A 20890-nucleotide genomic window follows, 5' to 3' on the forward strand; every position below is an offset into this window, starting at 1 on the left:
CGGGGTGATCATCAGTTTCGCAGCGGGGAACCAGCCAGCACGCTTCCCGCTCGGGAAGTTCGAGCGAAACGGCCCCGAGGCGTGCGATCATGACCCGGTGATCGAACTGTTCCGGATCGTCGTCGACGGCGAAACGTTCGATGTGCACAACCAGGATGGCTCAATTCAGTTCTCCTGGGTCAGCGGACCGAACGCAGGCTACGGGTTCGCCACGCGCCGATCGGATGGTGCGCCGCCCACCGCAGAAGAGGCGCGCGCTCACGCGCGATCCTTTCTCTCATCGATCGATCCGGCTACCGGCTACCTCGCCGAATAAGCATCCGTCATCCCTGCACAAGGCGGACGACGAATACCTGCCACGTGGGTCAGCCCGGCGACCGCGTGGCGAGCGCGAGTCGGTACTGATCAGGGTCGTGGCGTGTCACGCGGGAGACGACGAGGGTGGCCGCATTCACACGCTCCGCGAAGTAGCCGGCGTAGGGCAGCTGAATGACCGTCGTCAGACCGGTTCGCCACGCCGGTACGAGCGCATCGAGGCAGCGCCGCTCCGGATGCTCGGCAAGCGGTAGCGAATGGTCGTCGTGCAGGCTCATGGACCACGCGTTGAACGCGTCACGGTCGGTCCCGTCAGCCCAGTAGGTCGACGGCATCGTGGAGAAGGCTTCCAAGAGATGCTCATCGGGCAGCTCGCGGAGCAGGCGCGCCGTCTCCTCGTCCGGTTCGCGCACAGTGCGGTCGAGCGGCTCGAACTGCGTCAGAGCACGAGACCACTCGCTGCGCCATTGCGCGACCGCGTCGGTCGGATCCACCGCCGGTGGCCGATGTGATGTGCCCGTCGCCGGTACCGGGTCGACGTCGGGGAGTTCGGTGATGTCCAGGCGCCACCCGTGTCGGACGAAGAGGAGATAGGTGAGCGCGTACGGCTCATCGACGCTGATCAGCATGTCGTGCGGCCAGGGGTTTCCCGGTATCGGCTGGTCGCTGCGCATCTCGGCCCTCTCCACCATCGGTCAGGTGATACCTCATCTTCTCGTGAGCGGAAACCTGTCGCTACCGCCGATCCGCTCACGAAGTCTGCGAGAAGGCCGTAGCCTCGCTGCATGACGGACCAGGCGGTGGAACGTGGCCTCGGACGCTGCGCCGGGCACCGCGCCGCCCTTTCGAGCGTGGCAGTGTCCGTGCTGGCCGTTGCCCTGACCGCATGCGCACCGCTCGGCGCCCCCGCGCCGGTGCAGAGCGCGACGGCCGGCGAACTGCCGGCCGGCATCGACGTCGAGCTCTACCAGCTGCGCTCGGATGTGGCAGACCGGGGCGCCCAGGTGCGGATCGTGAACGACTCAGCCGACGATCTCGTGGTGAGCCGCATCACCTTCGTCGACGACTGGTTCATCGCACCCAGTGTGCGCGAGCGAACAAGCATGATCGCGGCGGGCCGAACGGTCGACCTGCGTATCGCGCTGGCGGAATCCGCGTGCGACGACGAGCCGGATGCCGCGGACCGCACCAGCCGCGTGACCGTCGAGTTCACCGTGGGGGGCACAGCCCCCGGACCATCACGCGCCGCGACGGTCGATGTCGCCGACCCGCTGGGCTTCACCGAGCTCGTTCACGAGAAGGAGTGCCTGCGGCACGATCTGGCCCAGCTCGCGGTCCTGAAGTGGGCGTCGTTCACCGCGTCCGAACCGCCGGCTCCCGCTCGATTGGAGCTCGCGGTCACGTCGGCCGACGACGGCGGTGGCACCGGTCAGCTGACCCGGATCGAGACGACGAACCTCTTGCAGTTCGGCGATCTCCCCGCACCCTTCCCCCTGGGTATCGCCTTGCCGCTGGACGACGGTGAGACGCGCCTGACCGTCCCCTTGCTCCCACTGCGATGCGATCCGCACGCGGTCATGGAAGACAAACGGGGCAGCGTCTTCAACGTCGGTGTCGAGGTCGACGGCATTTCAGGTGTCGTCGAGGTCGCGGCATCCGAGCAGATTCGCGGCGAGATTCTCCGCTGGGTGTCGGAGTGGTGCGGGTTCGGTCCGGGCCAAGGGTGAGTCCGCCGTTCGCGCGGACACGTTCGACGGATCCTCCGCCCGCGGACAACTACGGAATGGGCGGCGGCTGACGCTCGTCGAGCCACGCGTGCACGGCGGGCCAGTGGGGTGCTCCCGGGGCGATCGCGTCCATGTGCGAGAGTCTCGTCAGCTCGATGAGATCGACGTCGCCGCCTGCTGCCCGTGCCGCCTCGACGTAGTCGCGCGTGTGCGCGAAAGGGACGCGGGCGTCATCCCGTCCGTGCACGACGAGCACTTCGGCGGGAGGCGGGAGGTGGGCGAGAGGGGAGGCAGCCGCGTAGAGGTCGGGGCGCACGGCGGGGGAGTCGCGGAAGAACTCGGCCACCGCACCGTCGCCGATCCCCTCCTGATATCCGCGTGTCACGTCCGACACGGGCGCGAGCGCGATGACGGCGTCGCCCGTGTGCCCGGCGAGCAGCGCCAGTTGTCCTCCCACGGAGTGTCCGATGATCGCCACGCGGGCCGTCGGCGCCAAGGATCTCGCCGATGACATCGCGCCGGAGAGATCCTCGCCCATGGCCGCCCAGCCGTCGTCGCCACGTCGGTACTCGACGTTCGCGACGACCCAGCCGCGTGCCAGGAAGGAAGGCACGAGCGGCCGCATGAGCTCGGCCGTGAACGGGGTGCGCCAATAGCCGCCGTGGATGAGCACGGCGATCCCGCGGACGTTCCCGGTCGGGTACGACACCTCGACCCACTGGTCGTCGGACCGGCCATAGCGGAGGATTCGTCCAGGTGCGGCGAGGTCGCCCTCGACCGCGGTCACGCCCCTTCGACCGCCCCTTCAGGGAGGAAATCCACGCCGTTCAGGGCTGAGAGCCGGACGACCTCGGCCGGATCGGTGACGTTGTGCAGCAGGCTGAACAGATTCGCAAGCTTGCCGCCGGGGGAGACCCAGAACAGAGACTTCGCGGTCGAGTCCTGCTTGTTGTAGTACGCGTGGGGCAGGTTGCGAGGCATCTGCACGAGGTCGCCGGGTCCTGCCGTGGTCCATCGGCCGTCGAGGTAGAGGGTGTAGACACCCTCGAAGACGTAGATGAACTCATCCTGTGTGGGGTGCACGTGTGGGGGCACACCGGTTCCGGCGGGGTCCAGCGAAAGCCATGAGTAGGTCGATGCGCTCTCGATCTTGGTCGTGTAGGTATGTCCGAGAACGTTCCACACGCGGCCGCCGAACGCCTCGTCGGCGCGCACGATACCGGCGGGCAGGTCGCCCAGAATGATCTCTTCGGAATTCGTCATCGTGTTCCTCTTGTCGGGTGTGGTGCTGTCAGTGTGGCAGAGCCACGGCTCCGCCTCACTCGCAGACGCGGAACCTGCGTCCATCGAGACCCACGATGTCGCCGACCTGCAGCTGCCGACCCCGACGGCGATCGATGTCACCGTTCACGGAGACGTAGCCGTCGATGATGGCCTCCTTCACATCTCCGCCCGAGTCCAGGAGACCGGCGAACTTGAGGAACTGCCCGAGGCGGATGCTGTCGCCGCCGATCGGTACATCGTCGATCGCACCCGAGGTCGTCATGCCGAAATGCTAGCCGCCATGGGACACGGGTCGGTCGTCATCACAGGCCGGTCCCCATCGCGGATCCCGGCCAGACCGAAGGGGGGCGCCCGCGTGTGTGTTCGTCGAGGCGGGCCGGTGGTGTCACCGTGAATGCCGACGTAGCGTGGGGGGATGGATGAGAACACGCGCGCAGGGAAGCAGCCCGCACCTCGGCCCAGCCGGATCCTCGCGTTGGCGGTGGTCGCCGCCGGCGGTGTCGTCGTGGGCGTGGTCGCCGGGTTCGTCACGCAGAGCGTGGTGATCGGCCTCGTCGCGGGCCTCATCGTGGCGGGGATCGCGGCGCTGTGGGTGCGCCGCGTTCGTCGCGTCGGCGAGAACACCGGAGACATGAACGACCTGGCGGAGGAGCGGCGGCTTCGCAGAGACCAGGGCCCGTTCACTCAGCCCGGGTCTTCCGGCTTCGGCACCCCGGGCATCTGAGGTCGCGCGCTTCGTCTCGGTGTGCGCGCTCGGAGACCGGGATCAGGATCTCGGAGCGAGGAGCGCGGCGGCCAGACGAATCCCCGAGGTCTCAGGATCAGTCCGGCGGCTCGACCGTTCCGCCGTCATTCTGGTTGAGCGTCGGGATGTCGGCCTCGTCGGGTGCGACACCGTCCGCCGGGTCTTCCTCGACGACGGTCGGGTCGACCGGGGCATCGTCCGCGGCGGGCTCGTCGGCGCCGCTCTGCCGCGTGACATCCGCGGGCTGCTGAGGCGTCGGCTGCACCTCCGCATCGGCGTCGCTCGGCTCAGCGGCGGACACCATCGGCTCCTCGTCCGCAGCGGAGTCGGCGCGCACCTCGTCGGTGAAGGCGTCCGTCGGCGGGCCGTCGTCGGCTCGGGCGTCGTCACTGTGGTGAGCGTTCGGTGTCGTGTTGTCAGTCATGGTCGACCTCCTAGGTTGCCTGCACCATCCTCCTCACGAGAGCCGCGTGCGGCACGGGGCTTGACAGCCTCGATGGTCAGCACACTCCATCGCGATGCGCCAGCCCCTCCGCCTCCGCGGCCTCGGTGGAGTTAGCTGAGCGCATGGCTGAGAACACGTCCGGCGCCCTCGCCGTCCTGCTCGACATCGACGGCACTCTCGTCGACTCGAACTACCTGCACATCGACGCGTGGGACCGCGCGTTCACCGCTGCCGGTCACCCCGTCGACGTCTGGCGGATCCACCGGGCGATCGGCATGGACTCGGGGAAACTGATCGAACGCCTCGCAGGGGACGCCGCGGACGACATCAGCGACGATGTCACCAGCGAGCACAGTCGACTGTACGAGAAGTCGAGCAATCGTCTCCGGACGATCCGCGGGGCGCGGGAACTGCTGAGTGCCCTGTCGGAGCGCGGCGTCACGGTGGTCCTCGCCACCTCCGCACCCGAAAGCGAGCTGAAGATGCTGCGCGGCCTGCTTCAGGTCGAAGAAGACATCGACGTCGTGACGTCGGGAGAAGATGTCGCGGTGGCCAAACCCGACCCCGGCATCGTCGAAATCGCTCTCGAGCGTGCCGGAGTGCCCGCCGATCGCGCGGTCATGGTGGGCGACTCGGTGTGGGACGTCGAGGCCGCCCGCCGCGCGGGTCTGTCCTGCATCGGCGTCCTGAGCGGCGGGTACGGTGCGGGTGAACTCATGGATGCCGGTGCGGTGGCGGTGTACAACGACGTCGCCGATCTGCTCGAACATCTCGATGACAGCCCGGTCTCCCGCCAGCGGCCATCGACCTGATCCACCAACGAAAGGACGACCATGAACGACAGCAACGACACGACGCCGACGCCGGACGACAACGACTCCCAGACCACCACCGATGACTCGGCTGCCGATGCCGGCTCGGAGTCACCCGAAGAGGGCGCCAACGCCATGTCCAGCGCAGAAGACGCCGTGGTGGGCAAGGGCAAGCCCAGCGAGTAGGACCTTCACCCGACGGTCCTCGCGAGGGCGGTGGCAGAAGATGCCGCTGCCCTCGCGAGCGCAGTCCCCCTAGCGGACCCGAATGGCCGAGGGCTGGATCGTGACCGTGAAGTTCTTCGTCTCGCCGATCTCCTCGCCATCGATCTCGAAGGCGCGTTCCTCCGGCAATGTGACCGTGAGTTTCTTCGCGCGGCCGTGGCTCACGGTTTCGCTGTCCTTCGTCTCGTCCGACTTCGTGAGCAGCTTCTTCAGGCCGTTGTCCCACATCATCGTCTTCACCGTCCCCGCCCACTCGCCGAAGCCCTCAGCACTCAGCACGAGGTAGTCCAGCTCACCGTCCGACGGATCGGCGTCCGGAAGGAGGGTGAACCCGCCCTGCAGGGTGCCGCAGTTCGCGATCATCAGCGTGTGACCCTCTTCGTCTTTGCCGGGGTGTCCGTCCACGGTGATGTTGAACGGCACGACCTCACTGGCCTGGAGCGCGCGGCCGAGCGACTCGACATACGCGAGCCAGCCGGCCTTGTCCTTGAGGTCTTCGTTCGTCTCCGCGATCATGTGGGCGTCGATGCCGAAACCGATGAGCACGACGAAGGCATGGCGCTCAGAGCCGGACTGCAGGTCGACATCCACCCAGCCCACATCCACCGCGCGAGCCTCGGCGGTGAGAGCGCGATCCATCGCCGCCGGGAGATCGTTGATCGGCACGTCGAGGTTGCGCGCGAGCAGATTCCCGGTCCCGAGCGGAACGATCCCCATCTCCGCGGTCGCCGAGACCGCGGCCAGGTGTTCGGCCACCGCCCGCACCGTGCCGTCTCCTCCGGCCACGATCAGAAGGTCGGCACCGGCGTCCAGAGCCCGGCCCGCCGCGCCCTGGCCAGGGTCCTCCTTCGCGGTCTCCCAGTAGGTGACCTCATGAGTCTGGCTGCTGAGCGCGGCGGCGGCGGCCGCCTCCAGCGTCTCCTTCTCGGTCTTCGTGGGATTCCAGATGATCGCGATGTGGCTCATGGAGGTTCTACTTTCGTTGATGTGGTCTCATTTTCGCGTGACCCCGCAGACTCCGCGAACCCCCTTGCGCGCGGCGACCGCGCAGGTCATCGTGGTCGTCGCGGTGCTCAGGAGACCGGACGGCTGAGGATGTCCGTGCTCAGGGTCGTGCCGTTGAGCTCGAGGTAGAGGTGGCGCTCCGTCACGGAGACGGTGAGGGCGTTGCGGCGCTCGAGGGCAGCGGCCGCGGCATCGACGAAGGCGGCGTCGAAGCTGTGCAGCACGATCTCCTCCCCGCGATGGATGCGCTTACCTGCCCAGGGAGCCGACACCTTGGCGGGATCCCGGTGCGTGTACACGACCGTGCGCTCGGACTGCATGCTTCCGGAATGCAGGCGCGCAGCATCCGGCGCGCCCACCTCGATCCAGGCCGTGAGCTTGCCTGTGAGGTCGCGCACGACCACGGGGGGCTCGTCGGTGTTCGAGAGTCCCTCGCTGAACGCGATGCCCTCCTCGAACTCCAGGCAGTACGCGAGAACGCGCGTCAGCATGTACGCCGCCGTCTCGGAAGGATGCCGCGCGACCCGCAGCGACAGCTCGTCGTAGACGCCGCGGTCGACATCGGCCAACTGAACGGTGAAGGTGTACATCGTCGCGCCGAGAGCCATAGCGTCCGAGCCTACGCGGTCATGGCTCACGCCCCTGCCGGCGGGGAGCCGACGGCGAGCTTGCGGGTCAGGGTGTCGGCCAGGTGACGAGCAGCAGTCCCTGCTTCGTGTCGGCGAAGCTGACCCAGCCGTCCCCGAACTGGTAGGTCGAGCCGAAGCCCTGGTCGTCGGCCTCCATGATCATGCCCTGACCGGCGGTGACATAGCGGGCGTCGCCCTCCTGCACCTCTCGCCACCCCTGCGCGACGAGGTCGGTGATGGCGTCTTCCGCAAGATCCTCGGTGATCGGCGCCCACCCGAAGACCTGCACGTGATCGCTCGGCTGCGCCGCGTTGCCCCACTTGCACTGCAGGCCGTCCGCGAGCTCTTCGCCGCCCAGGATGAACGGACCAGGGACGGGGGTGAGGCCGGATTCGGTGAACACGGTCACCGTGTCGGCCGGAATGAGCGTCTCGCAGGTCGGGTCTCCGACCGGCTCGTTCGCACCAGAGCCCGACGGCGTCGGTTCGGGTGACGTCGCATTGGGGCTCGGTGATTCGGTGGACAGCGTCGTCGGGGTCTCCGACGAGGAGCACGCGGTGAACGCGAAGACGCTGGCGGCGACCAGCAGCGTGGCGCCCCGGCGGGCGAGCGGACGGGTCATCGCGAAGGCTCCGATGTGAGCGGGCGGGACTTCGGGGATTCCGGATGCAGCAGCCGCAGGAAATCGTCGTGCAGCACCCCGTTCGTCGCGAGCGAGGACAGCGACGAGATCGACTCGCTGCCGTCGTACGCAGTGAGGCGCCCGCCCGCCTCGGAGATGATCGGAACGTGCGAGGCGATGTCGTATTCCTTGACCCCGAACTCGGCCACGAACTCGAGTCTCCCCTCCGCGAGGAGCATGTACGGCCACGCATCCCCGTAGCCACGATCGCGCCACACCGCGCCCGTGAGTCGGTCGAGCGCGTCGAGTTCGCCCGCTTCTCGCCATTGGCCGATGCTCTGGAAGCTGGCGCTCGCGTCCGCGATCGAGTCCACCGTCGATACGGCCAGCCGTCGGGGGTCGCCGCCGGGGCGGTTGGTCCATGCACCATGGCCGATGGCCGCCCACCAGCGTCGTCCGATCGCCGGCTGACTGACCACGCCGACCTGAGGCACGCCGTCCACGGCAAGCGCGATCAGCGTCGCCCACATCGGGATGCCCTTGAGATAGTTCGCCGTTCCGTCGATCGGGTCGATGATCCACTGCCGGTGGGTGTCGCCGGCCGACCCGAACTCCTCGCCGAAGACGCCGTCGTGGGGGCGTTCACTCTCGAGGATTCCTCGGATCGCCTGTTCGGTCGAAAGGTCCGCTTCGGTCACGTGCGAGGCGTCCGGCTTGAGGCGGACATCGAGGTCGGGAGCATCGAAGCGCTCCATCGATACCGCGTCGGCCGCATCGGCCAAGCGCAACGCGAGCGCCAGGTCGTCGACGAGCGTCGGGGGCTCGGAAGCTTCGGGCGGCGGGGGGAGCGTCACACGCTCCAGAATACCGGGCGGGCCCCGCCTCGATTGGCGGTGGGGCCGATCGTGATGGTAACGTTTACCCTCGGTTCGCCTGTCGCGGACCAGGCACCTCTAGCTCAATCGGCAGAGCAATTGACTCTTAATCAATGGGTTCTGGGTTCAAGTCCCAGGGGGTGCACCACCGGCCGCCTCTCCTCGTCTCACACGAGGAGAGGCGGTTCTTGTTTTCCCGAGGGGAGGCGGTTCTCGCCTCGCGGAGGGCGACCGCGCCGTGATCTCACCGCACGGGCACGGAGCGGCGACTCATCGCATTCCCGACGGCGCGGATGACGAGCGCCAGCACGATGAAGCCGATCAGCAGCACGACGCAGTACAGGGCGACACCGCCGTAGCCGCCGACCGCAGCCGGGTTGAAGAACGGATAGCAGTAGAAACCGGTGATCGCGCCACGCACGACCGAGTAGACGGTGTAGACGACGGGAACCAGAATCCAGACGAACGCGGTCCGGAGCGAGAGTCGCGTGCGAGGCGGCAGCAGCAGCCAGTCGATCACCACGGCGAGGGGCATCAGCATGTGGTGCACGACGTTCGTCCAGGGCAGCAGGGGCCCCACGTCCGCACCCGCGAGGAGCGTGTTGAAGACGATGCCGACGAACGCCATGTAGACGACCGATGACCCGCGCACGGCGTCCCAGCGCGGGCCGACCGGCTTCTTGCGGATGATCTGGGCGGCGCCGACGAGGAACACGATGCTGGCGAACAGATTGCTCAGGGTCGTGAAGTAGCTGAAGAAGTTCACGACGCCGAAGTCGATCTGGACGGCGATCACGAACTGCGTCACGACACCGGCGAGCGACGCGGCTGCCAGCACGAGGCGGAGGACGAGGGCGGCTGTCTGTCTCATCGGCTCAGGATACTGAGCGGCGCACCCTCGACGGTCCACGACGCACGACGTTCGTCACTCGGATGCCTCGTTCGGCGGGCACATCACCCCGCTGCGGTGACCGCGACCGCCCGCGCGTCCGACCGCCCGACGTAGTGTGGCCCCATGCCCACCACGCTCTCGATGAAATTCATGAACGCCGTCCATCGGGGCGCGATCGCGGTGACGCGCGGCCGGTTCGGATGGGATCTGGCGGGGATGCCCGTCATCGAACTCACCACCACGGGGCGCAGAAGCGGTGAGGCGCGCACGAGCATGCTCACGGCGCCGTTGGCCGAGAACGGGGGCTACGTGATCGTCGCCTCCCGCGGCGGCGACGACAGGCACCCGGCCTGGTTCCTCAACCTTCGCGATCAGCCGCTCGTGCAGGTGGCGCGCAAACGCAGAAGTGCAGTGCCGATGCGGGCGCGCATCCTCGGTGGCGCGGAACGGGCCGAAGCCTGGAACCGCATCGTCGACGTCTTCCCGCATTACGCCGGGTACCAGCGCAAGACGACCCGCGAGATCCCCCTGGTGTCGCTGGAGCCCGTCGGCTGAGGAGCCGGCACTCAGCCGACCCCTCAGGTTGCCGCGCACGATCCGACAGCTCAGGCAGCGTCACCGATCAGCACGGACGCCGCCTCGTCCGCGGCATCCGCTTCTCTGACGTCGATGCGCGCCAGTACACGACGGCCGAGCAGAATCGTCAGCGCGGCGACGAGGACGGATGCCGCGGCGAAGACGTAGGGCACGCTCGGCCCGTAGGCGTGCCAGAGCAGCGCGGCGATCGGCGGGGCTGCCGCGCCACCGAGGAAGCGCACGGCCGAATACGCCGACGACGCGACGGAGCGCGGAAGGTCGGTCGCCTCCATCACGGATTCGGTCAGCACGGTGTTCATGATGCCGAGCAGCAGGCCGCCGGCGACGATGCACGCCACGAGTGCGGCGGCGTTCGTGACGAAGACGGCTGCGGCGAGCAGGTCGAGGGCGAGCAGCGGGAGCACGATCAGGATGACGGTCGTCCGCGGCATGCGACGGACCAGGGCCGGCGCCACCCAGACGCTCGTTATCGCGAGCGCGAGCCCCCACCCGAAGAAGGTGAAGCCGATGCCCATGGCGCCGAAGCCCAACGGGAACGGCGAGAACGCCAGCAGGACGAAGAAGCCGATGTTGTAGAAGAGCGCGGTCACGGCGAGGAGCGCCAGCGCGGGCTGCGCGAGGGCGCGGAAGGGAGCCGAAAAGGCGACGGGCGTGCGCTTCTCTTCCGTGCCGCGGAGCAGGACGGCGACCGCGACGAAGGCGATGGCCATGAGTACGACGACGCCGAAGAAGGGACCGCGCCAGCTTATTTCGCCGAGCAGACCGCCCAGGAGTGGGCCGATGGCGATTCCGAGGCCGAGCGCCGCTTCGTAAAGGACGATGGCCGCTCCGCTCCCGCCGGAGGCCGCGCCGGCGATCGTCGCGAGCGCGGTGGAGATGAACAGCGCGTTGCCGAGCCCCCATCCCGCGCGGAAGCCGATGATGGCATCGACGCTGCCGCTGAGGGCGCAGAACAGCGCAAACGCGACGATCACGGCCAGGCCGATGAGGAGGGTCCGCTTGGCGCCGATGCGGCTGGAGATCCAGCTGGTGACGAACATGGCGAGGCCGGTCACGACGAGGTAGCTGGTAAAAAGCAGCTCGGTCTGCACGGGCGACGCCTGCAGCGAATCCGCGATCGCAGGGAGGATCGGGTCGACGAGGCCGATGCCCATGAACGCGACGACACTGGCGAACGCGACGGCCCACACCTGTGGCGGCTGACGCCACGGTGACGTGCGGGTGTGGGAGGTCGGCGCCGCGCCCGCGGTGCGGGTCATCGGGAGGCCTCCATCGTCATCGACGTTCGTGTTGCGAGGATCGTCGCGGCGCGCGACAGGGCTGCCCAATCGTCGTCGTCGAGGTCAGCGAAACGCGGCGCGAGCGCGCTGCTCAGCTGCACGAGCCACGCGTCGAGGGCGCGGAGACCGGCAGCGGTCGCAGACACGACCGTGGCGCGCGAGTCCGACGGATCCTCGACGCGCTCGACGAGCCCGGCTTCGTGCAGCTGTGTGACGAGCCGTGTCATACCAGGCTGCGTCACTCGACTCTCGCGGGCCAGCTCTCCCAGGCGCAGGGGTCCCTCGGTGCGAAGGATGCTCAGGGTGCGCCACTGGGCGGCGGGCGCCTCGTTCCTCGTTTCGATCGCGGCGATGCGGGTCAGTGCGTGCGCGGCGACCACGATCCGCTCGATGTCTTCGGCTTTACTCATACCCTAAGTATATACCCCGGGTATGCTTCGAGATGGCCCGGCATCGACAGGGCGAAGCTCAGGCGTGATGATCTGTTCATGAGCGAACCCGGTCTTCGCGAGCCCGATCCGGAAGGGCCCGTCACCCACACGTATCGGACGATGGATGTCGCGGTGGCGGGCGGTGACCTTCACGTCGGGGTGTGGGATCCGGTGCAAGAACCCTTCGCCGATGCGCTTCTCGTGCACGGGGTGACCGCCTCGCACCTCGCGTGGCAGTTCGTCGTCGAGTTCCTTCCCGGTGTGCGCATCATCGCGCCGGACCTGCGCGGTCGAGGCCGCAGCAATCGGCTCGGCGCGCCGGTCGGGATGCGGGCTCACGCGGCCGACATCGCCGCGGTCCTCGATGCGATGGACGTGGAACGCACCCTCGTCGTCGGCCACTCCATGGGGGCCTTCGTCGCCCTCGTCTTCGCGCACCGCCACGCGGATCGGGTGTCGAGAATCGTGCTGGTGGACGGCGGTCTGCCGTTGGACGTCCCGGTCGGGATGGACACCGACGCACTCGTCTCATCGATCCTGGGTCCAACCGCCGCGCGACTGTCGATGCGATTCGCCGACGTCGCGGAGTACCTCGGATTCTGGCGCTCCCACCCGGCGTTCGCGGGAGCGTGGACGCCCGAGCTCGAGAGATACTTCGCCTACGACCTCGAGGACGACGGCGGGGGCAGGCTCAAGCCGGCGACGAGCTACGCCACGACGGCCGATGACACCCTCGACTTGAACACCGGTCAGGATCTGCCCGACGCGGTCGCGGGGCTGCGGCATCCGGCGATCCTGCTCACCGTTCCGCGCGGCCTGCAGGACCAGGTCCCCGGGCTGTACGCCCCGGAGCATCTCGCCCGCGTCCTGGCGGCGTCGCCCGGCGTGCGCCATCGCCGGCTCGACGACCTCAACCACTACACCGTGGTGATGTCGGCGCGGGGGGCCGCCGCCGTGGCGACGACCGTGCGCCGCGAGCTCGGGCAGGAGCGCGTCAGCGGCGAGCCGTAGCGATGCGTCCGGACAGTTCGTGGGCATGCGCCAGCAGAGTGCGCGTGAGCTCGGGGAGTCGATCGGGTCCGAACCGGAACTGCACACCCGTGAGGCTCAGCGCCCACTGCGGGCGACCGTCGCGGGAGAACACCGCCGCACCCAACCCGAAACTGCCCTCGACGATCAAGCCGGGATTGAGGGCAGCGCCCCGCTCCGTCGTCTCCCTCAAGCGCGTGCGCAGTCGGGCCTCGCCGTGCGACGGCCCCCACGTGTCGGACAGCTGCGGGTGTCGGCGGAAGTAGTCGTCCACATCCTGTGGCGGGAGGAAGGCCAGAATCGCCAGACCCGCGGATGCCACGCCCAGCGGGAACCGCACACCTTCCGACAGGACGAAGGAGCGAATGGGGAAGCTGCCCTCCTCTCGCAGGAGGCAGACGGTCTCGTCGCCGCGCCGGACCGACAGAAAAGCGCTCTCCTCCGTGCGCACCGCGAGCGATCGCACGACATCACGGGCGACGGCGGTGATGTCATAGCGCCCCGCGGCCACCGTGCCCATCAGGTAGAGCTCGGGGCCCGGCATCCACCGTCCCGTCGTCGCGTCCTGATCGACCAGGCCCTCGTGGGCGAGGGCGGTGAGCAGGCGATGCGCCGTCGGGCGGGTGAGGTCGGCCGAGCGCGACAGTTCGCCGGCCGTCACGCCGCTCTCACCGCCGGCGGTCACCAGCCGGAGGAGCCGGGCCGCGCGCGCGACGGACTGCGCACCGGGCACGCTCGCAGTATTCACAATATGGACGATAGCGCCATTCACTTCCATATGGCAGACGAGGATTCGGCGCGGCTTGCACCACGGATGATGCTGGGGTGGGCGTCATCACCGGCAGACAGCGCCACGCCGGACACGAGGGAGTGCAAGTGATCGACAAGACCATCGACTCAGCGTCGAAAGCCGTCGCGGACATCCCCGACGGAGCTTCCCTCGCCGTCGGAGGCTTCGGGCTCTCCGGCAACCCGACCCAGCTGATCGAGGCTCTGCTCGCGCAGGGCACGTCCGACCTCAGCATCGTGAGCAACAACTGCGGCGTCGACGACTGGGGGCTCGGCGTCCTGCTGAATGCGAAACGGATCCGCAAGATGACGTCGTCGTACGTGGGGGAGAACAAGGAGTTCGAGCGGCAGTTCCTCTCAGGGGAGCTCGAACTCGAGCTGACCCCGCAGGGGACCCTCGCCGAGAAACTGCGCGCCGGCGGCGCGGGAATCGGAGCGTTCTACACGCAGACCGGGGTCGGGACGCAGGTGGCCGAAGGCGGACTGCCTCGCCGTTACGACGGTCAGGGGGGCGTGGCTGTGGCGTCACCGGTCAAGGACGTCCGCGTCTTCGACATCGGCGGCTCGTCTCACGAGTACGTGCTCGAAGAAGCGATCGTGACGGACTTCTCGCTCGTGCACGCCCTGCGGGGCGATCGTCACGGCAATCTGATCTTCAACAAGTCCGCCCGCAACTTCAATCCGCTGGCCGCGATGGCAGGACGGGTCTGCATCGCGCAGGTCGAAGAACTGGTCGAACCGGGGGAGCTCGATCCCGACGACGTGCATCTTCCCGGCATTTACGTGCACCGGATCATCAAGGTGGGCAGCGACATCGAGAAGCGCATCGAGCGTCGCACCGTGACCCCGGAAGGACACTGACATGCCACTCACGCGTAATGAGATGGCGGCGCGCGCCGCTGCGGAGCTCACCGACGGCTCGTACGTGAACCTCGGAATCGGTCTGCCGACCCTGGTGCCCAACTACGTGCCCGACGGTGCCACCGTGGTGCTGCAATCGGAGAACGGCATCCTCGGGGTCGGGCCCTACCCGACCGATGACGCCGTGGACCCCGACCTCATCAACGCGGGCAAGGAGACCGTCACGGTGCTTCCGGGCGCGGCGTTCTTCGACTCTGCGACCAGCTTCGGGATGATCCGTGGTGGCAAGATCGACGCGGCGATCCTCGGGGCGATGCAGGTCTCGGCCTCGGGCGACCTCGCGAACTGGATGATCCCCGGCAAGATGGTCAAGGGCCCGGGCGGTGCGATGGACCTCGTCCACGGCGCGGCGCGCGTGATCGTGCTGATGGAGCATGTGGCCCGTGACGGATCGGCCAAGATCGTGCACGAATGCTCGCTGCCGCTGACAGGACGCGGTGTGGTCGATCGCATCATCACCGATCTCGCGGTGATCGACGTCACAGACGCCGGGCTGGTGCTGGTCGAGACGGCGCCCGGTGTCACGGTGGAGTCCGTGGTCGCCGCGACAGAGCCGCCGCTCACGATCTCGCCCGCGCTGCTCGCGCGCCAGGCGTAGGAGGTAATCATGGACATCACCGACGACATCGTCATCGTGGCGGCGGCCCGCACCCCGCAGGGCAAGCTCAAGGGGCAACTCGCGTCGTTCAGCGCCCCGCAGCTCGGAGGATTCGCGATCAGCGGCGCACTCGCGCAGGGCGGCATCTCCCCTGCAGACGTCGACGCCGTCATCGTCGGCCAGGTGCTGGCCGCCGGCTCGGGCCAGAATGCGGCGCGCCAGGCCGCGATCAACGCGGGCATCGGCTGGGACGTCCCCGCACACAGCGTCAACAAGGTGTGCCTGTCAGGGCTGACGGCCGTCATCGACGCTGCCCGGATGGTCCGGGTGGGGGATGCCACGACGGTCGTCGCGGCCGGCATGGAGTCGATGACCCAGGCTCCCCATCTGCTCATGGGATCGCGCAACGGCTGGCAGTACGGCTCTGTCGAAGTGCTCGATCACATGGCTCTGGACGGCCTGACAGACGCGTACGACGGTGTCAGCATGGGCGCGTCGACCGAGCGGCTGAACGAGAAGTACGAGATCACGAGGGAGCAGCAGGATGCGGTGGCGGCCCGATCGCATCAGCGGGCGGCCGCCGCGCAGGAGGCGGGTGTCTTCGACGCGGAGCTCGTCACCGTGGAGGTGCCGCAGAAGCGCGGGGAACCCGTCGTCGTGCGGGCCGACGAAGGCGTGCGCCCCGAGACCACGATCGAGACTCTCGCCAGACTGCGGCCGGCTTTCGCCGAGGGGGGCACCATCACCGCGGCCAGCTCTTCGCCCATCTCTGACGGCGCGTCTGCGGTGGTCGTGACCTCTCGGTCCCACGCCGACGAGAAGGGCTGGACGGTCCTCGCGGCAGTCGGCGCTTCCGGTCAGGTCGCCGGACCCGACAACTCGCTGCACGCGCAACCGGCCCGCGCGATCGCGAAGGCGCTCGCGAAGCAGGGGATCGGGGCATCCGATCTCGATTTCGTCGAGATCAATGAGGCGTTCGGCGCGGTGGTCGAACGCTCGCAACGCGAGCTCGGACTCTCGGACGACGTCGTGAACATCCACGGCGGCGGAATCGCGATCGGCCACCCGATCGGCGCTTCGGGCAATCGGCTCATCGTCCACGCCGTGCATGAACTGGTGCGCCGGGGAAGCGGTGTCGCGGCCGTCGGTCTCTGCGGCGGCGGGGGACAGGGCGACGCGCTGATCCTCACCCGTTGACAGGGTGAGGCGCCCGGCGTACGGCATGCCGACCGGAGCGCGTCCGGCGGTTTCCGTGCGTTCAGGCTCGACCTCCCGCACGCGCTCCTACGCGCGGAGGCGCTTCTTCAACAGCTTGTCTTCTTTGCCGGAGACCGGCGAGTCAGCCGAGACGCGGTGACCGCGCGAGGCCCGCCGCGTGTCGACGATGGCTCCGACCGCGAGCGCGAAAGTGATGGCCCAGCTCAGCCAGGCCAGTGCCTCGCGCCAGGTGAACTCGGTGTCGCGCGCTCCGCGCAGCAGGGTGACGCCACTGACGACCGCGCCCATGATGCCGGTTCCGAAGAGGTACTTACGCATGGCACCACGTTAGCGGGCGCAAGCGCCGGCGCGTGGCCCTTGACAGAGGCCGCGCGGGGGTCCGCGTGGGCGGAACCCGACGACGGGTCATGACGGATGCCTCGCCCGGATCGGTCTCGTCGGGAGCCGGTCTCGTCGCCGCTGTAGCCTTGGCTGACGCCCGCTACCAGGAGGTCCCGTGCCTGAGGCAGATTTCGTCGTCGTCGCCAATCGCCTTCCCGTCGATCGGGTGGACGGGCCGAACGGTGAACCCGGTTGGCGTCCCTCTCCCGGCGGACTCGTGACGGCACTCGACCCCGTGATGAAGAAGTCCGACGGCGCGTGGGTGGGGTGGCCCGGACAAGCGGACCTCGAAGTCGAGCCGTTCGAGTTCGGCGGCACGTGGCTGGTGCCGGTGGCGCTCTCGGAAGAGGAAGTCGCCTCCTACTACGAGGGGTTCTCGAACGACACGATCTGGCCCCTCTATCACGACGTCATCGCGTCGCCGCGATACCGCCGCGTGTGGTGGGACGCCTACGTGAAGGTCAACCGGCGGTTCGCCGAGGCCGCGGCCGCGGCCGTCTCCGAGGGAGGCACCGTCTGGGTTCAGGACTACCAGCTGCAGCTCGTGCCGAAGATGGTGAGGGAGCTTCGGCCCGACGTCACGATCGGCTACTTCCACCACATCCCGTTCCCGGCATATGGGCTGTATTCGCAGCTGCCCTGGCGCAGACAGGTCCTGGAGGGGCTCCTCGGCGCCGACGTGATCGGCTTCCAGCGCGTCGCCGATGCCGGCAACTTCGCGCGGGCCGTGCGCCGCCAGCTTCGCTACGACACCAAAGCGACCGGCATCCGCGTTCCGCAGGCGGACGGCAGCTCGAGGCTCGCCCTGGCCAAGGCGTTCCCCATCTCGATCGACACGGCGTCCTACGTCGCGCTCGCGAAGCGCCCCGACGTGCGTGCCCGTGCGGCGGAGATCCGCGAGAGCCTCGGCAATCCCTCCAAGATCCTGCTCGGGGTGGATCGCCTGGACTACACCAAGGGCATACAGCACCGCCTGAAGGCATACGGCGAACTGCTGGCCGACGGCACCCTCAAGGTCGAGGACGTCACGCTCGTCCAGGTCGCGAGCCCGAGCCGCGAACGTGTGCAGACCTACGTCGAGTTGCGGGATGAGATCGAACTCACGGTCAGCCGCATCAACGGTGACCGCGACACGATGGGTCACACCGCGATCCGGTACCTGCACCAGGGGTATCCCCGCGAAGAGATGGTCGCGCTCTTCCTCGCGGCCGACGTCATGCTGGTCACGGCTCTCCGCGACGGCATGAACCTGGTCGCGAAGGAGTATGTGGCCACGCGGACCGACAATCGCGGTGTCCTCATCCTGAGCGAGTTCGCCGGTGCCGCCGACGAGCTCGGCACGGCTCTGCGCGTGAATCCCCACGACATCGACACGCTCAAGGAGACCATCGTGAGCGCGGTGAAGATGGCCCCGGCCGAGCAGGGCCGACGCATGCGCGCCCTCCGTCGCAAGGTCATCGAACACGACGTCGACGCATGGTCCCGTGACTTCCTGTCGGCGCTGGCCGCCGTGCACCCCGTCCCGAAAGGTAACGCATGACCCCGCTCCCGCCGGAAACCGTCGACACCCTCCGCCCGTTGGCCGAGACTGCGGTGCTGCTGGTGGCGCTCGACTTCGACGGCACGCTGGCGCCGTTCGAGGACGAGCCGATGAAGGCGCGGATGCTGCCGGAGTCGCGCGCGGCCGTCGAATCCCTCTTCACGCTGCCCGACACGGTCGTCGCCCTGGTGTCGGGACGCAGCCTGTCGGACCTCGAGCAGATCTCCGAGCACACGGAGGACAGCGCGATCGTGCTCGCCGGCTCCCACGGCGCCGAGTTCTGGATTCCCGGCGAGGGGCTCGTGACGCCGACCGAAGAGGCGCGTGAGACAGAGCTCCGCGACACCCTGCGTCACGACGCCGAACGGGAGCTGGCAGGTTTCCCGGGTGTCTGGGTCGAGCCGAAGACGTACGGATTCGGCATCCACACGCGCACGGCGAGCGCCGACGACGGCGAGCGGGCGTGGCAGTACGCCGACGCGCTCGTCGCCCAGCACGCTCCGCATTGGCGTCGCCGCACCGGCCACAACATTGTCGAGTACTCCTTCCGACAGGAGGGGAAGGATGCCGCGGTCGCTGTTCTGCGCGAGAGGCTGAGTGCGACCGCCGTGCTGTTCGCGGGCGACGACGTCACGGACGAAGACGCGATGAAGGCGCTGCGGGTGGACGACCTGGGCATCCGCGTCGGCGGCGGGCAGACGGCGGCCGCGCTGCGCGTGTCAGACATCGAAGAACTCGCCGCCGTGTTGTCCGCGTTGGCCGAGATGCGGGCCGCCCGCCGGGAATAGACTGCAGGGATGCCTGAGTCCGATCCCCACACCGCCGCGTCCGTCGACATCAAGCCCCGCAGCCGCGTCGTCACCGATGGCATCGAAGCCACGACCTCGCGCGGGATGCTCCGTGCCGTCGGCATGGGCGACGCCGATTGGGAGAAGCCGCAGATCGGCATCGCCTCGAGCTGGAACGAGATCACCCCCTGCAACCTGAGCCTGGACAGGCTCGCCCAGGGCGCGAAAGAGGGAGTGCACGCCGGCGGCGGCTACCCGCTGCAGTTCGGCACGATCTCGGTCTCCGACGGCATCTCCATGGGCCATGAGGGAATGCACTTCTCGCTCGTCAGCCGCGAGGTCATCGCCGACTCCGTCGAGACCGTCGTCATGGCCGAGCGGCTGGACGGCACGGTGTTGCTCGCCGGCTGCGACAAGTCGATCCCGGGCATGCTCATGGCGTCCGCGCGTCTGGACCTCTCGAGTGTCTTCCTCTACGCGGGCTCGATCGCCCCCGGTTGGGTCAAGCTGTCGGACGGCACCGAGAAGGACGTCACCATCATCGATTCGTTCGAGGCGGTCGGCGCGTGCCTGGCGGGCAAGATGAGCGAGGCCGACCTCAAGCGCATCGAGTGCGCCATCGCCCCGGGGGAAGGAGCCTGCGGCGGCATGTACACGGCCAACACCATGGCGTCCGTCGCCGAAGCCCTCGGCCTGAGCCTCCCCGGGTCGGCGGCGCCGCCGGCAGCCGACCGCCGCCGCGACTACTACGCGCACCGTTCGGGCGAGGCCGTCATCAATCTGCTCCGTCAGGGCATCACCACCCGCGACATCCTGACCCCCGAGGCCTTCGAGAACGCGATCGCCCTGGCGATGGCCCTCGGTGGATCGACCAACGTCGTGCTGCACCTGCTGGCGATCGCCCGCGAGGCCGACGTCGAACTGAGCCTCCACGACTTCAACCGGATCGGCGACAAGGTTCCGCACGTCGCCGACATGAAGCCCTTCGGGAAGTACGTCATGAACGACGTCGACCGCCACGGCGGCATCCCCGTGATCATGAAGGCGATGCTCGACGAAGGGCTGCTGCACGGGGACGCGCTCACCGTGACCGGCAAGACGCTTGCCGAGAACATGCGCGACCTCGATCCCGATCCGATCGACGGCACCGTGATCCACTCGTTCGACAACCCGATCCACGAGAAGGGCGGCATCACGATCCTCCACGGATCCATCGCGCCCGAGGGCGCCGTCGTCAAGTCGGCCGGCTTCGACTCCGATGTGTTCGAAGGCCCTGCCCGCGTGTTCGAGCGCGAGCGTGGGGCGATGGATGCTCTCGAAGCAGGCGAGATCGCGGCCGGCGACGTCGTCGTCATCCGCTACGAGGGCCCGAAGGGCGGACCCGGCATGCGCGAGATGCTCGCGGTGACCGCCGCCATCAAGGGCGCCGGCCTCGGAAAAGATGTATTACTGTTGACGGACGGCAGATTCTCAGGCGGCACAACCGGCCTGTGCATCGGCCACATAGCACCCGAAGCAGTGGACGCTGGTCCCATTGCCTTCGTGCGCGATGGTGATCTGATACGGGTCGATATCGCGGCTCGCACTCTCGACCTACTCGTCGATGAGGCTGAGCTGAACTCCCGCCGTGAGGGCTGGGAGCCACTTCCCCCGCGCTATACCCGTGGCGTCTTGGCCAAGTACTCCAAGCTCGTGCGCTCCGCCGCCGAAGGCGCGACCACGGGCTGACCTCGGCCCCCGAC

General features: G+C 68.3%; 27 protein-coding genes and 1 tRNA gene. 14 read left to right on the top strand and 14 right to left on the bottom strand.

Going from position 1 to position 20890, the window contains the following annotated elements; translation table 11 throughout:
- Positions 1 to 4 precede the first annotated feature (4 nt).
- Complete coding sequence (locus ACFM35_RS04385; protein WP_378838873.1) at positions 5 to 316, top strand: hypothetical protein; 312 nt, start codon at positions 5 to 7, stop codon at positions 314 to 316.
- A gap of 49 nt (positions 317 to 365) precedes the next feature.
- Here the strand turns inward: ACFM35_RS04385 and ACFM35_RS04390 are convergent, their stop codons facing one another.
- Entirely contained in the window at positions 366 to 989 is a 624-nt protein-coding gene (locus tag ACFM35_RS04390) for a hypothetical protein (RefSeq protein WP_378838876.1), read from the bottom strand.
- Between the two features lie 111 nt (positions 990 to 1100).
- Between ACFM35_RS04390 and ACFM35_RS04395 the strand changes: the two genes are divergently transcribed.
- On the top strand, positions 1101 to 2042 hold the full coding sequence (locus tag ACFM35_RS04395) for a hypothetical protein (protein WP_378838878.1): 942 nt from the start codon (positions 1101 to 1103) through the stop codon (positions 2040 to 2042).
- A gap of 49 nt (positions 2043 to 2091) precedes the next feature.
- Here ACFM35_RS04395 and ACFM35_RS04400 read toward each other — a convergent pair whose 3' ends face one another.
- Genes ACFM35_RS04400 through ACFM35_RS04410 form a run of 3 tightly spaced genes read right to left on the bottom strand, consistent with a single transcriptional unit; the run spans position 2092 to position 3588 of the window.
- Positions 2092 to 2829 carry an alpha/beta hydrolase family protein gene (locus ACFM35_RS04400; protein WP_378838880.1) on the bottom strand — a complete coding sequence of 246 codons (738 nt, stop codon included), beginning with the start codon at positions 2827 to 2829 and terminating at the stop codon, positions 2092 to 2094.
- Positions 2826 to 3305: a cupin domain-containing protein gene (locus tag ACFM35_RS04405; RefSeq protein WP_378838883.1), complete on the bottom strand. Its 480-nt coding sequence runs from the start codon at positions 3303 to 3305 to the stop codon at positions 2826 to 2828. The genes ACFM35_RS04400 and ACFM35_RS04405 overlap by 4 nt, the downstream gene beginning before the upstream one ends.
- 55 nt (positions 3306 to 3360) lie before the next feature.
- Complete coding sequence (locus ACFM35_RS04410; protein WP_378838885.1) at positions 3361 to 3588, bottom strand: RNA-binding S4 domain-containing protein; 228 nt, start codon at positions 3586 to 3588, stop codon at positions 3361 to 3363.
- Positions 3589 to 3741: 153 nt separating this feature from the next.
- Between ACFM35_RS04410 and ACFM35_RS04415 the strand changes: the two genes are divergently transcribed.
- Positions 3742 to 4050 (top strand): hypothetical protein, encoded by a 309-nt coding sequence (locus tag ACFM35_RS04415; protein ID WP_378838887.1) that lies wholly within the window; start codon positions 3742 to 3744, stop codon positions 4048 to 4050.
- Between the two features lie 97 nt (positions 4051 to 4147).
- Here the strand turns inward: ACFM35_RS04415 and ACFM35_RS04420 are convergent, their stop codons facing one another.
- A complete protein-coding gene (locus ACFM35_RS04420; protein ID WP_378838890.1) occupies positions 4148 to 4495 on the bottom strand; it encodes a RodZ family helix-turn-helix domain-containing protein in 348 nt (115 codons plus the stop codon).
- A 143-nt stretch (positions 4496 to 4638) separates the two neighbouring features.
- Here ACFM35_RS04420 and ACFM35_RS04425 point away from each other — a divergent pair, with 143 nt between their 5' ends.
- Positions 4639 to 5328: an HAD family hydrolase gene (locus tag ACFM35_RS04425; RefSeq protein WP_378838892.1), complete on the top strand. Its 690-nt coding sequence runs from the start codon at positions 4639 to 4641 to the stop codon at positions 5326 to 5328.
- Between the two features lie 21 nt (positions 5329 to 5349).
- The gene (locus ACFM35_RS04430; RefSeq protein WP_378838895.1) at positions 5350 to 5514 is read left to right on the top strand and encodes a hypothetical protein; all 165 of its coding nucleotides are present in this window, start codon (positions 5350 to 5352) and stop codon (positions 5512 to 5514) included.
- A gap of 69 nt (positions 5515 to 5583) precedes the next feature.
- On the opposite strand, the gene ACFM35_RS04435 is transcribed toward ACFM35_RS04430, so the two are convergent.
- From ACFM35_RS04435 to ACFM35_RS04450, 4 genes are all read right to left on the bottom strand, one after another.
- On the bottom strand, positions 5584 to 6519 hold the full coding sequence (locus ACFM35_RS04435; RefSeq protein ID WP_378838897.1) for a diacylglycerol/lipid kinase family protein: 936 nt from the start codon (positions 6517 to 6519) through the stop codon (positions 5584 to 5586).
- Between the two features lie 107 nt (positions 6520 to 6626).
- Positions 6627 to 7166 carry a YaeQ family protein gene (locus tag ACFM35_RS04440; protein WP_378838899.1) on the bottom strand — a complete coding sequence of 180 codons (540 nt, stop codon included), beginning with the start codon at positions 7164 to 7166 and terminating at the stop codon, positions 6627 to 6629.
- A gap of 67 nt (positions 7167 to 7233) precedes the next feature.
- Positions 7234 to 7809, bottom strand: a complete 576-nt coding sequence (locus ACFM35_RS04445; protein ID WP_378838901.1) for a hypothetical protein — start codon at positions 7807 to 7809, stop codon at positions 7234 to 7236.
- Positions 7806 to 8663: an inositol monophosphatase family protein gene (locus ACFM35_RS04450; protein ID WP_378838903.1), complete on the bottom strand. Its 858-nt coding sequence runs from the start codon at positions 8661 to 8663 to the stop codon at positions 7806 to 7808. Before ACFM35_RS04450 ends, ACFM35_RS04445 begins: the two co-directional genes overlap by 4 nt.
- 93 nt (positions 8664 to 8756) lie before the next feature.
- Here ACFM35_RS04450 and ACFM35_RS04455 point away from each other — a divergent pair.
- Positions 8757 to 8832, top strand: a tRNA-Lys gene (locus tag ACFM35_RS04455).
- Between the two features lie 96 nt (positions 8833 to 8928).
- Here ACFM35_RS04455 and ACFM35_RS04460 read toward each other — a convergent pair.
- Complete coding sequence (locus tag ACFM35_RS04460) at positions 8929 to 9555, bottom strand: Pr6Pr family membrane protein (protein WP_378838905.1); 627 nt, start codon at positions 9553 to 9555, stop codon at positions 8929 to 8931.
- 144 nt (positions 9556 to 9699) lie between these two features.
- Here ACFM35_RS04460 and ACFM35_RS04465 point away from each other — a divergent pair, with 144 nt between their 5' ends.
- Positions 9700 to 10131: a nitroreductase/quinone reductase family protein gene (locus ACFM35_RS04465; protein WP_378838908.1), complete on the top strand. Its 432-nt coding sequence runs from the start codon at positions 9700 to 9702 to the stop codon at positions 10129 to 10131.
- A 50-nt stretch (positions 10132 to 10181) separates the two neighbouring features.
- On the opposite strand, the gene ACFM35_RS04470 is transcribed toward ACFM35_RS04465, so the two are convergent.
- Positions 10182 to 11432 (bottom strand): MFS transporter, encoded by a 1251-nt coding sequence (locus tag ACFM35_RS04470; RefSeq protein ID WP_378838910.1) that lies wholly within the window; start codon positions 11430 to 11432, stop codon positions 10182 to 10184.
- On the bottom strand, positions 11429 to 11863 hold the full coding sequence (locus tag ACFM35_RS04475; protein ID WP_378838913.1) for a MarR family winged helix-turn-helix transcriptional regulator: 435 nt from the start codon (positions 11861 to 11863) through the stop codon (positions 11429 to 11431). The genes ACFM35_RS04470 and ACFM35_RS04475 overlap by 4 nt, the downstream gene beginning before the upstream one ends.
- Positions 11864 to 11941: 78 nt before the next feature.
- On the opposite strand from ACFM35_RS04475, the gene ACFM35_RS04480 reads away from it, so the two are divergent.
- On the top strand, positions 11942 to 12895 hold the full coding sequence (locus ACFM35_RS04480; protein WP_378838916.1) for an alpha/beta fold hydrolase: 954 nt from the start codon (positions 11942 to 11944) through the stop codon (positions 12893 to 12895).
- Here ACFM35_RS04480 and ACFM35_RS04485 read toward each other — a convergent pair.
- Positions 12879 to 13691, bottom strand: a complete 813-nt coding sequence (locus tag ACFM35_RS04485; RefSeq protein ID WP_378838919.1) for an IclR family transcriptional regulator — start codon at positions 13689 to 13691, stop codon at positions 12879 to 12881. The two genes, ACFM35_RS04480 and ACFM35_RS04485, sit on opposite strands and share 17 nt — an antisense overlap.
- 98 nt (positions 13692 to 13789) lie before the next feature.
- Here ACFM35_RS04485 and ACFM35_RS04490 point away from each other — a divergent pair, with 98 nt between their 5' ends.
- Genes ACFM35_RS04490 through ACFM35_RS04500 form a run of 3 tightly spaced genes read left to right on the top strand, consistent with a single transcriptional unit; the run spans position 13790 to position 16418 of the window.
- Positions 13790 to 14563 carry a CoA transferase subunit A gene (locus tag ACFM35_RS04490; protein WP_378839478.1) on the top strand — a complete coding sequence of 258 codons (774 nt, stop codon included), beginning with the start codon at positions 13790 to 13792 and terminating at the stop codon, positions 14561 to 14563.
- A 1-nt stretch (position 14564) separates the two neighbouring features.
- Positions 14565 to 15221 (top strand): CoA transferase subunit B, encoded by a 657-nt coding sequence (locus tag ACFM35_RS04495; protein WP_378838921.1) that lies wholly within the window; start codon positions 14565 to 14567, stop codon positions 15219 to 15221.
- Positions 15222 to 15230: 9 nt separating this feature from the next.
- On the top strand, positions 15231 to 16418 hold the full coding sequence (locus ACFM35_RS04500) for an acetyl-CoA C-acetyltransferase (protein WP_378838924.1): 1188 nt from the start codon (positions 15231 to 15233) through the stop codon (positions 16416 to 16418).
- Between the two features lie 87 nt (positions 16419 to 16505).
- Here the strand turns inward: ACFM35_RS04500 and ACFM35_RS04505 are convergent, their stop codons facing one another.
- Positions 16506 to 16757 (bottom strand): hypothetical protein, encoded by a 252-nt coding sequence (locus ACFM35_RS04505; protein ID WP_378838926.1) that lies wholly within the window; start codon positions 16755 to 16757, stop codon positions 16506 to 16508.
- A gap of 178 nt (positions 16758 to 16935) precedes the next feature.
- Between ACFM35_RS04505 and ACFM35_RS04510 the strand changes: the two genes are divergently transcribed.
- Genes ACFM35_RS04510 through ilvD form a run of 3 tightly spaced genes read left to right on the top strand, consistent with a single transcriptional unit; the run spans position 16936 to position 20876 of the window.
- Complete coding sequence (locus tag ACFM35_RS04510; protein ID WP_378838928.1) at positions 16936 to 18360, top strand: alpha,alpha-trehalose-phosphate synthase (UDP-forming); 1425 nt, start codon at positions 16936 to 16938, stop codon at positions 18358 to 18360.
- Positions 18357 to 19148 carry a trehalose-phosphatase gene (gene otsB, locus ACFM35_RS04515; RefSeq protein WP_378838930.1) on the top strand — a complete coding sequence of 264 codons (792 nt, stop codon included), beginning with the start codon at positions 18357 to 18359 and terminating at the stop codon, positions 19146 to 19148. Before ACFM35_RS04510 ends, otsB begins: the two co-directional genes overlap by 4 nt.
- A gap of 9 nt (positions 19149 to 19157) precedes the next feature.
- The gene (gene ilvD / locus ACFM35_RS04520) at positions 19158 to 20876 is read left to right on the top strand and encodes a dihydroxy-acid dehydratase (RefSeq protein WP_378838932.1); all 1719 of its coding nucleotides are present in this window, start codon (positions 19158 to 19160) and stop codon (positions 20874 to 20876) included.
- Positions 20877 to 20890: the final 14 nt, after the last annotated feature.

The sequence above is a fragment of the Microbacterium songi genome, from assembly GCF_042747925.1.
Lineage (GTDB): Bacteria > Actinomycetota > Actinomycetes > Actinomycetales > Microbacteriaceae > Microbacterium.

Coding starts and splice junctions, on each gene's coding strand:
- ACFM35_RS04390 (WP_378838876.1), bottom strand. CDS start 989: ATGCGCAGCGACCAGCCGATACCGGGAAACCCCTGGCCGCACGACATG.
- ACFM35_RS04395 (WP_378838878.1), top strand. CDS start 1,101: ATGACGGACCAGGCGGTGGAACGTGGCCTCGGACGCTGCGCCGGGCAC.
- ACFM35_RS04405 (WP_378838883.1), bottom strand. CDS start 3,305: ATGACGAATTCCGAAGAGATCATTCTGGGCGACCTGCCCGCCGGTATC.
- ACFM35_RS04410 (WP_378838885.1), bottom strand. CDS start 3,588: ATGACGACCTCGGGTGCGATCGACGATGTACCGATCGGCGGCGACAGC.
- ACFM35_RS04415 (WP_378838887.1), top strand. CDS start 3,742: ATGGATGAGAACACGCGCGCAGGGAAGCAGCCCGCACCTCGGCCCAGC.
- ACFM35_RS04420 (WP_378838890.1), bottom strand. CDS start 4,495: ATGACTGACAACACGACACCGAACGCTCACCACAGTGACGACGCCCGA.
- ACFM35_RS04425 (WP_378838892.1), top strand. CDS start 4,639: ATGGCTGAGAACACGTCCGGCGCCCTCGCCGTCCTGCTCGACATCGAC.
- ACFM35_RS04430 (WP_378838895.1), top strand. CDS start 5,350: ATGAACGACAGCAACGACACGACGCCGACGCCGGACGACAACGACTCC.
- ACFM35_RS04435 (WP_378838897.1), bottom strand. CDS start 6,519: ATGAGCCACATCGCGATCATCTGGAATCCCACGAAGACCGAGAAGGAG.
- ACFM35_RS04440 (WP_378838899.1), bottom strand. CDS start 7,166: ATGGCTCTCGGCGCGACGATGTACACCTTCACCGTTCAGTTGGCCGAT.
- ACFM35_RS04445 (WP_378838901.1), bottom strand. CDS start 7,809: ATGACCCGTCCGCTCGCCCGCCGGGGCGCCACGCTGCTGGTCGCCGCC.
- ACFM35_RS04460 (WP_378838905.1), bottom strand. CDS start 9,555: ATGAGACAGACAGCCGCCCTCGTCCTCCGCCTCGTGCTGGCAGCCGCG.
- ACFM35_RS04465 (WP_378838908.1), top strand. CDS start 9,700: ATGCCCACCACGCTCTCGATGAAATTCATGAACGCCGTCCATCGGGGC.
- ACFM35_RS04470 (WP_378838910.1), bottom strand. CDS start 11,432: ATGACCCGCACCGCGGGCGCGGCGCCGACCTCCCACACCCGCACGTCA.
- ACFM35_RS04475 (WP_378838913.1), bottom strand. CDS start 11,863: ATGAGTAAAGCCGAAGACATCGAGCGGATCGTGGTCGCCGCGCACGCA.
- ACFM35_RS04480 (WP_378838916.1), top strand. CDS start 11,942: ATGAGCGAACCCGGTCTTCGCGAGCCCGATCCGGAAGGGCCCGTCACC.
- ACFM35_RS04485 (WP_378838919.1), bottom strand. CDS start 13,691: ATGGAAGTGAATGGCGCTATCGTCCATATTGTGAATACTGCGAGCGTG.
- ACFM35_RS04495 (WP_378838921.1), top strand. CDS start 14,565: ATGCCACTCACGCGTAATGAGATGGCGGCGCGCGCCGCTGCGGAGCTC.
- ACFM35_RS04500 (WP_378838924.1), top strand. CDS start 15,231: ATGGACATCACCGACGACATCGTCATCGTGGCGGCGGCCCGCACCCCG.
- ACFM35_RS04505 (WP_378838926.1), bottom strand. CDS start 16,757: ATGCGTAAGTACCTCTTCGGAACCGGCATCATGGGCGCGGTCGTCAGT.
- otsB (WP_378838930.1), top strand. CDS start 18,357: ATGACCCCGCTCCCGCCGGAAACCGTCGACACCCTCCGCCCGTTGGCC.
- ilvD (WP_378838932.1), top strand. CDS start 19,158: ATGCCTGAGTCCGATCCCCACACCGCCGCGTCCGTCGACATCAAGCCC.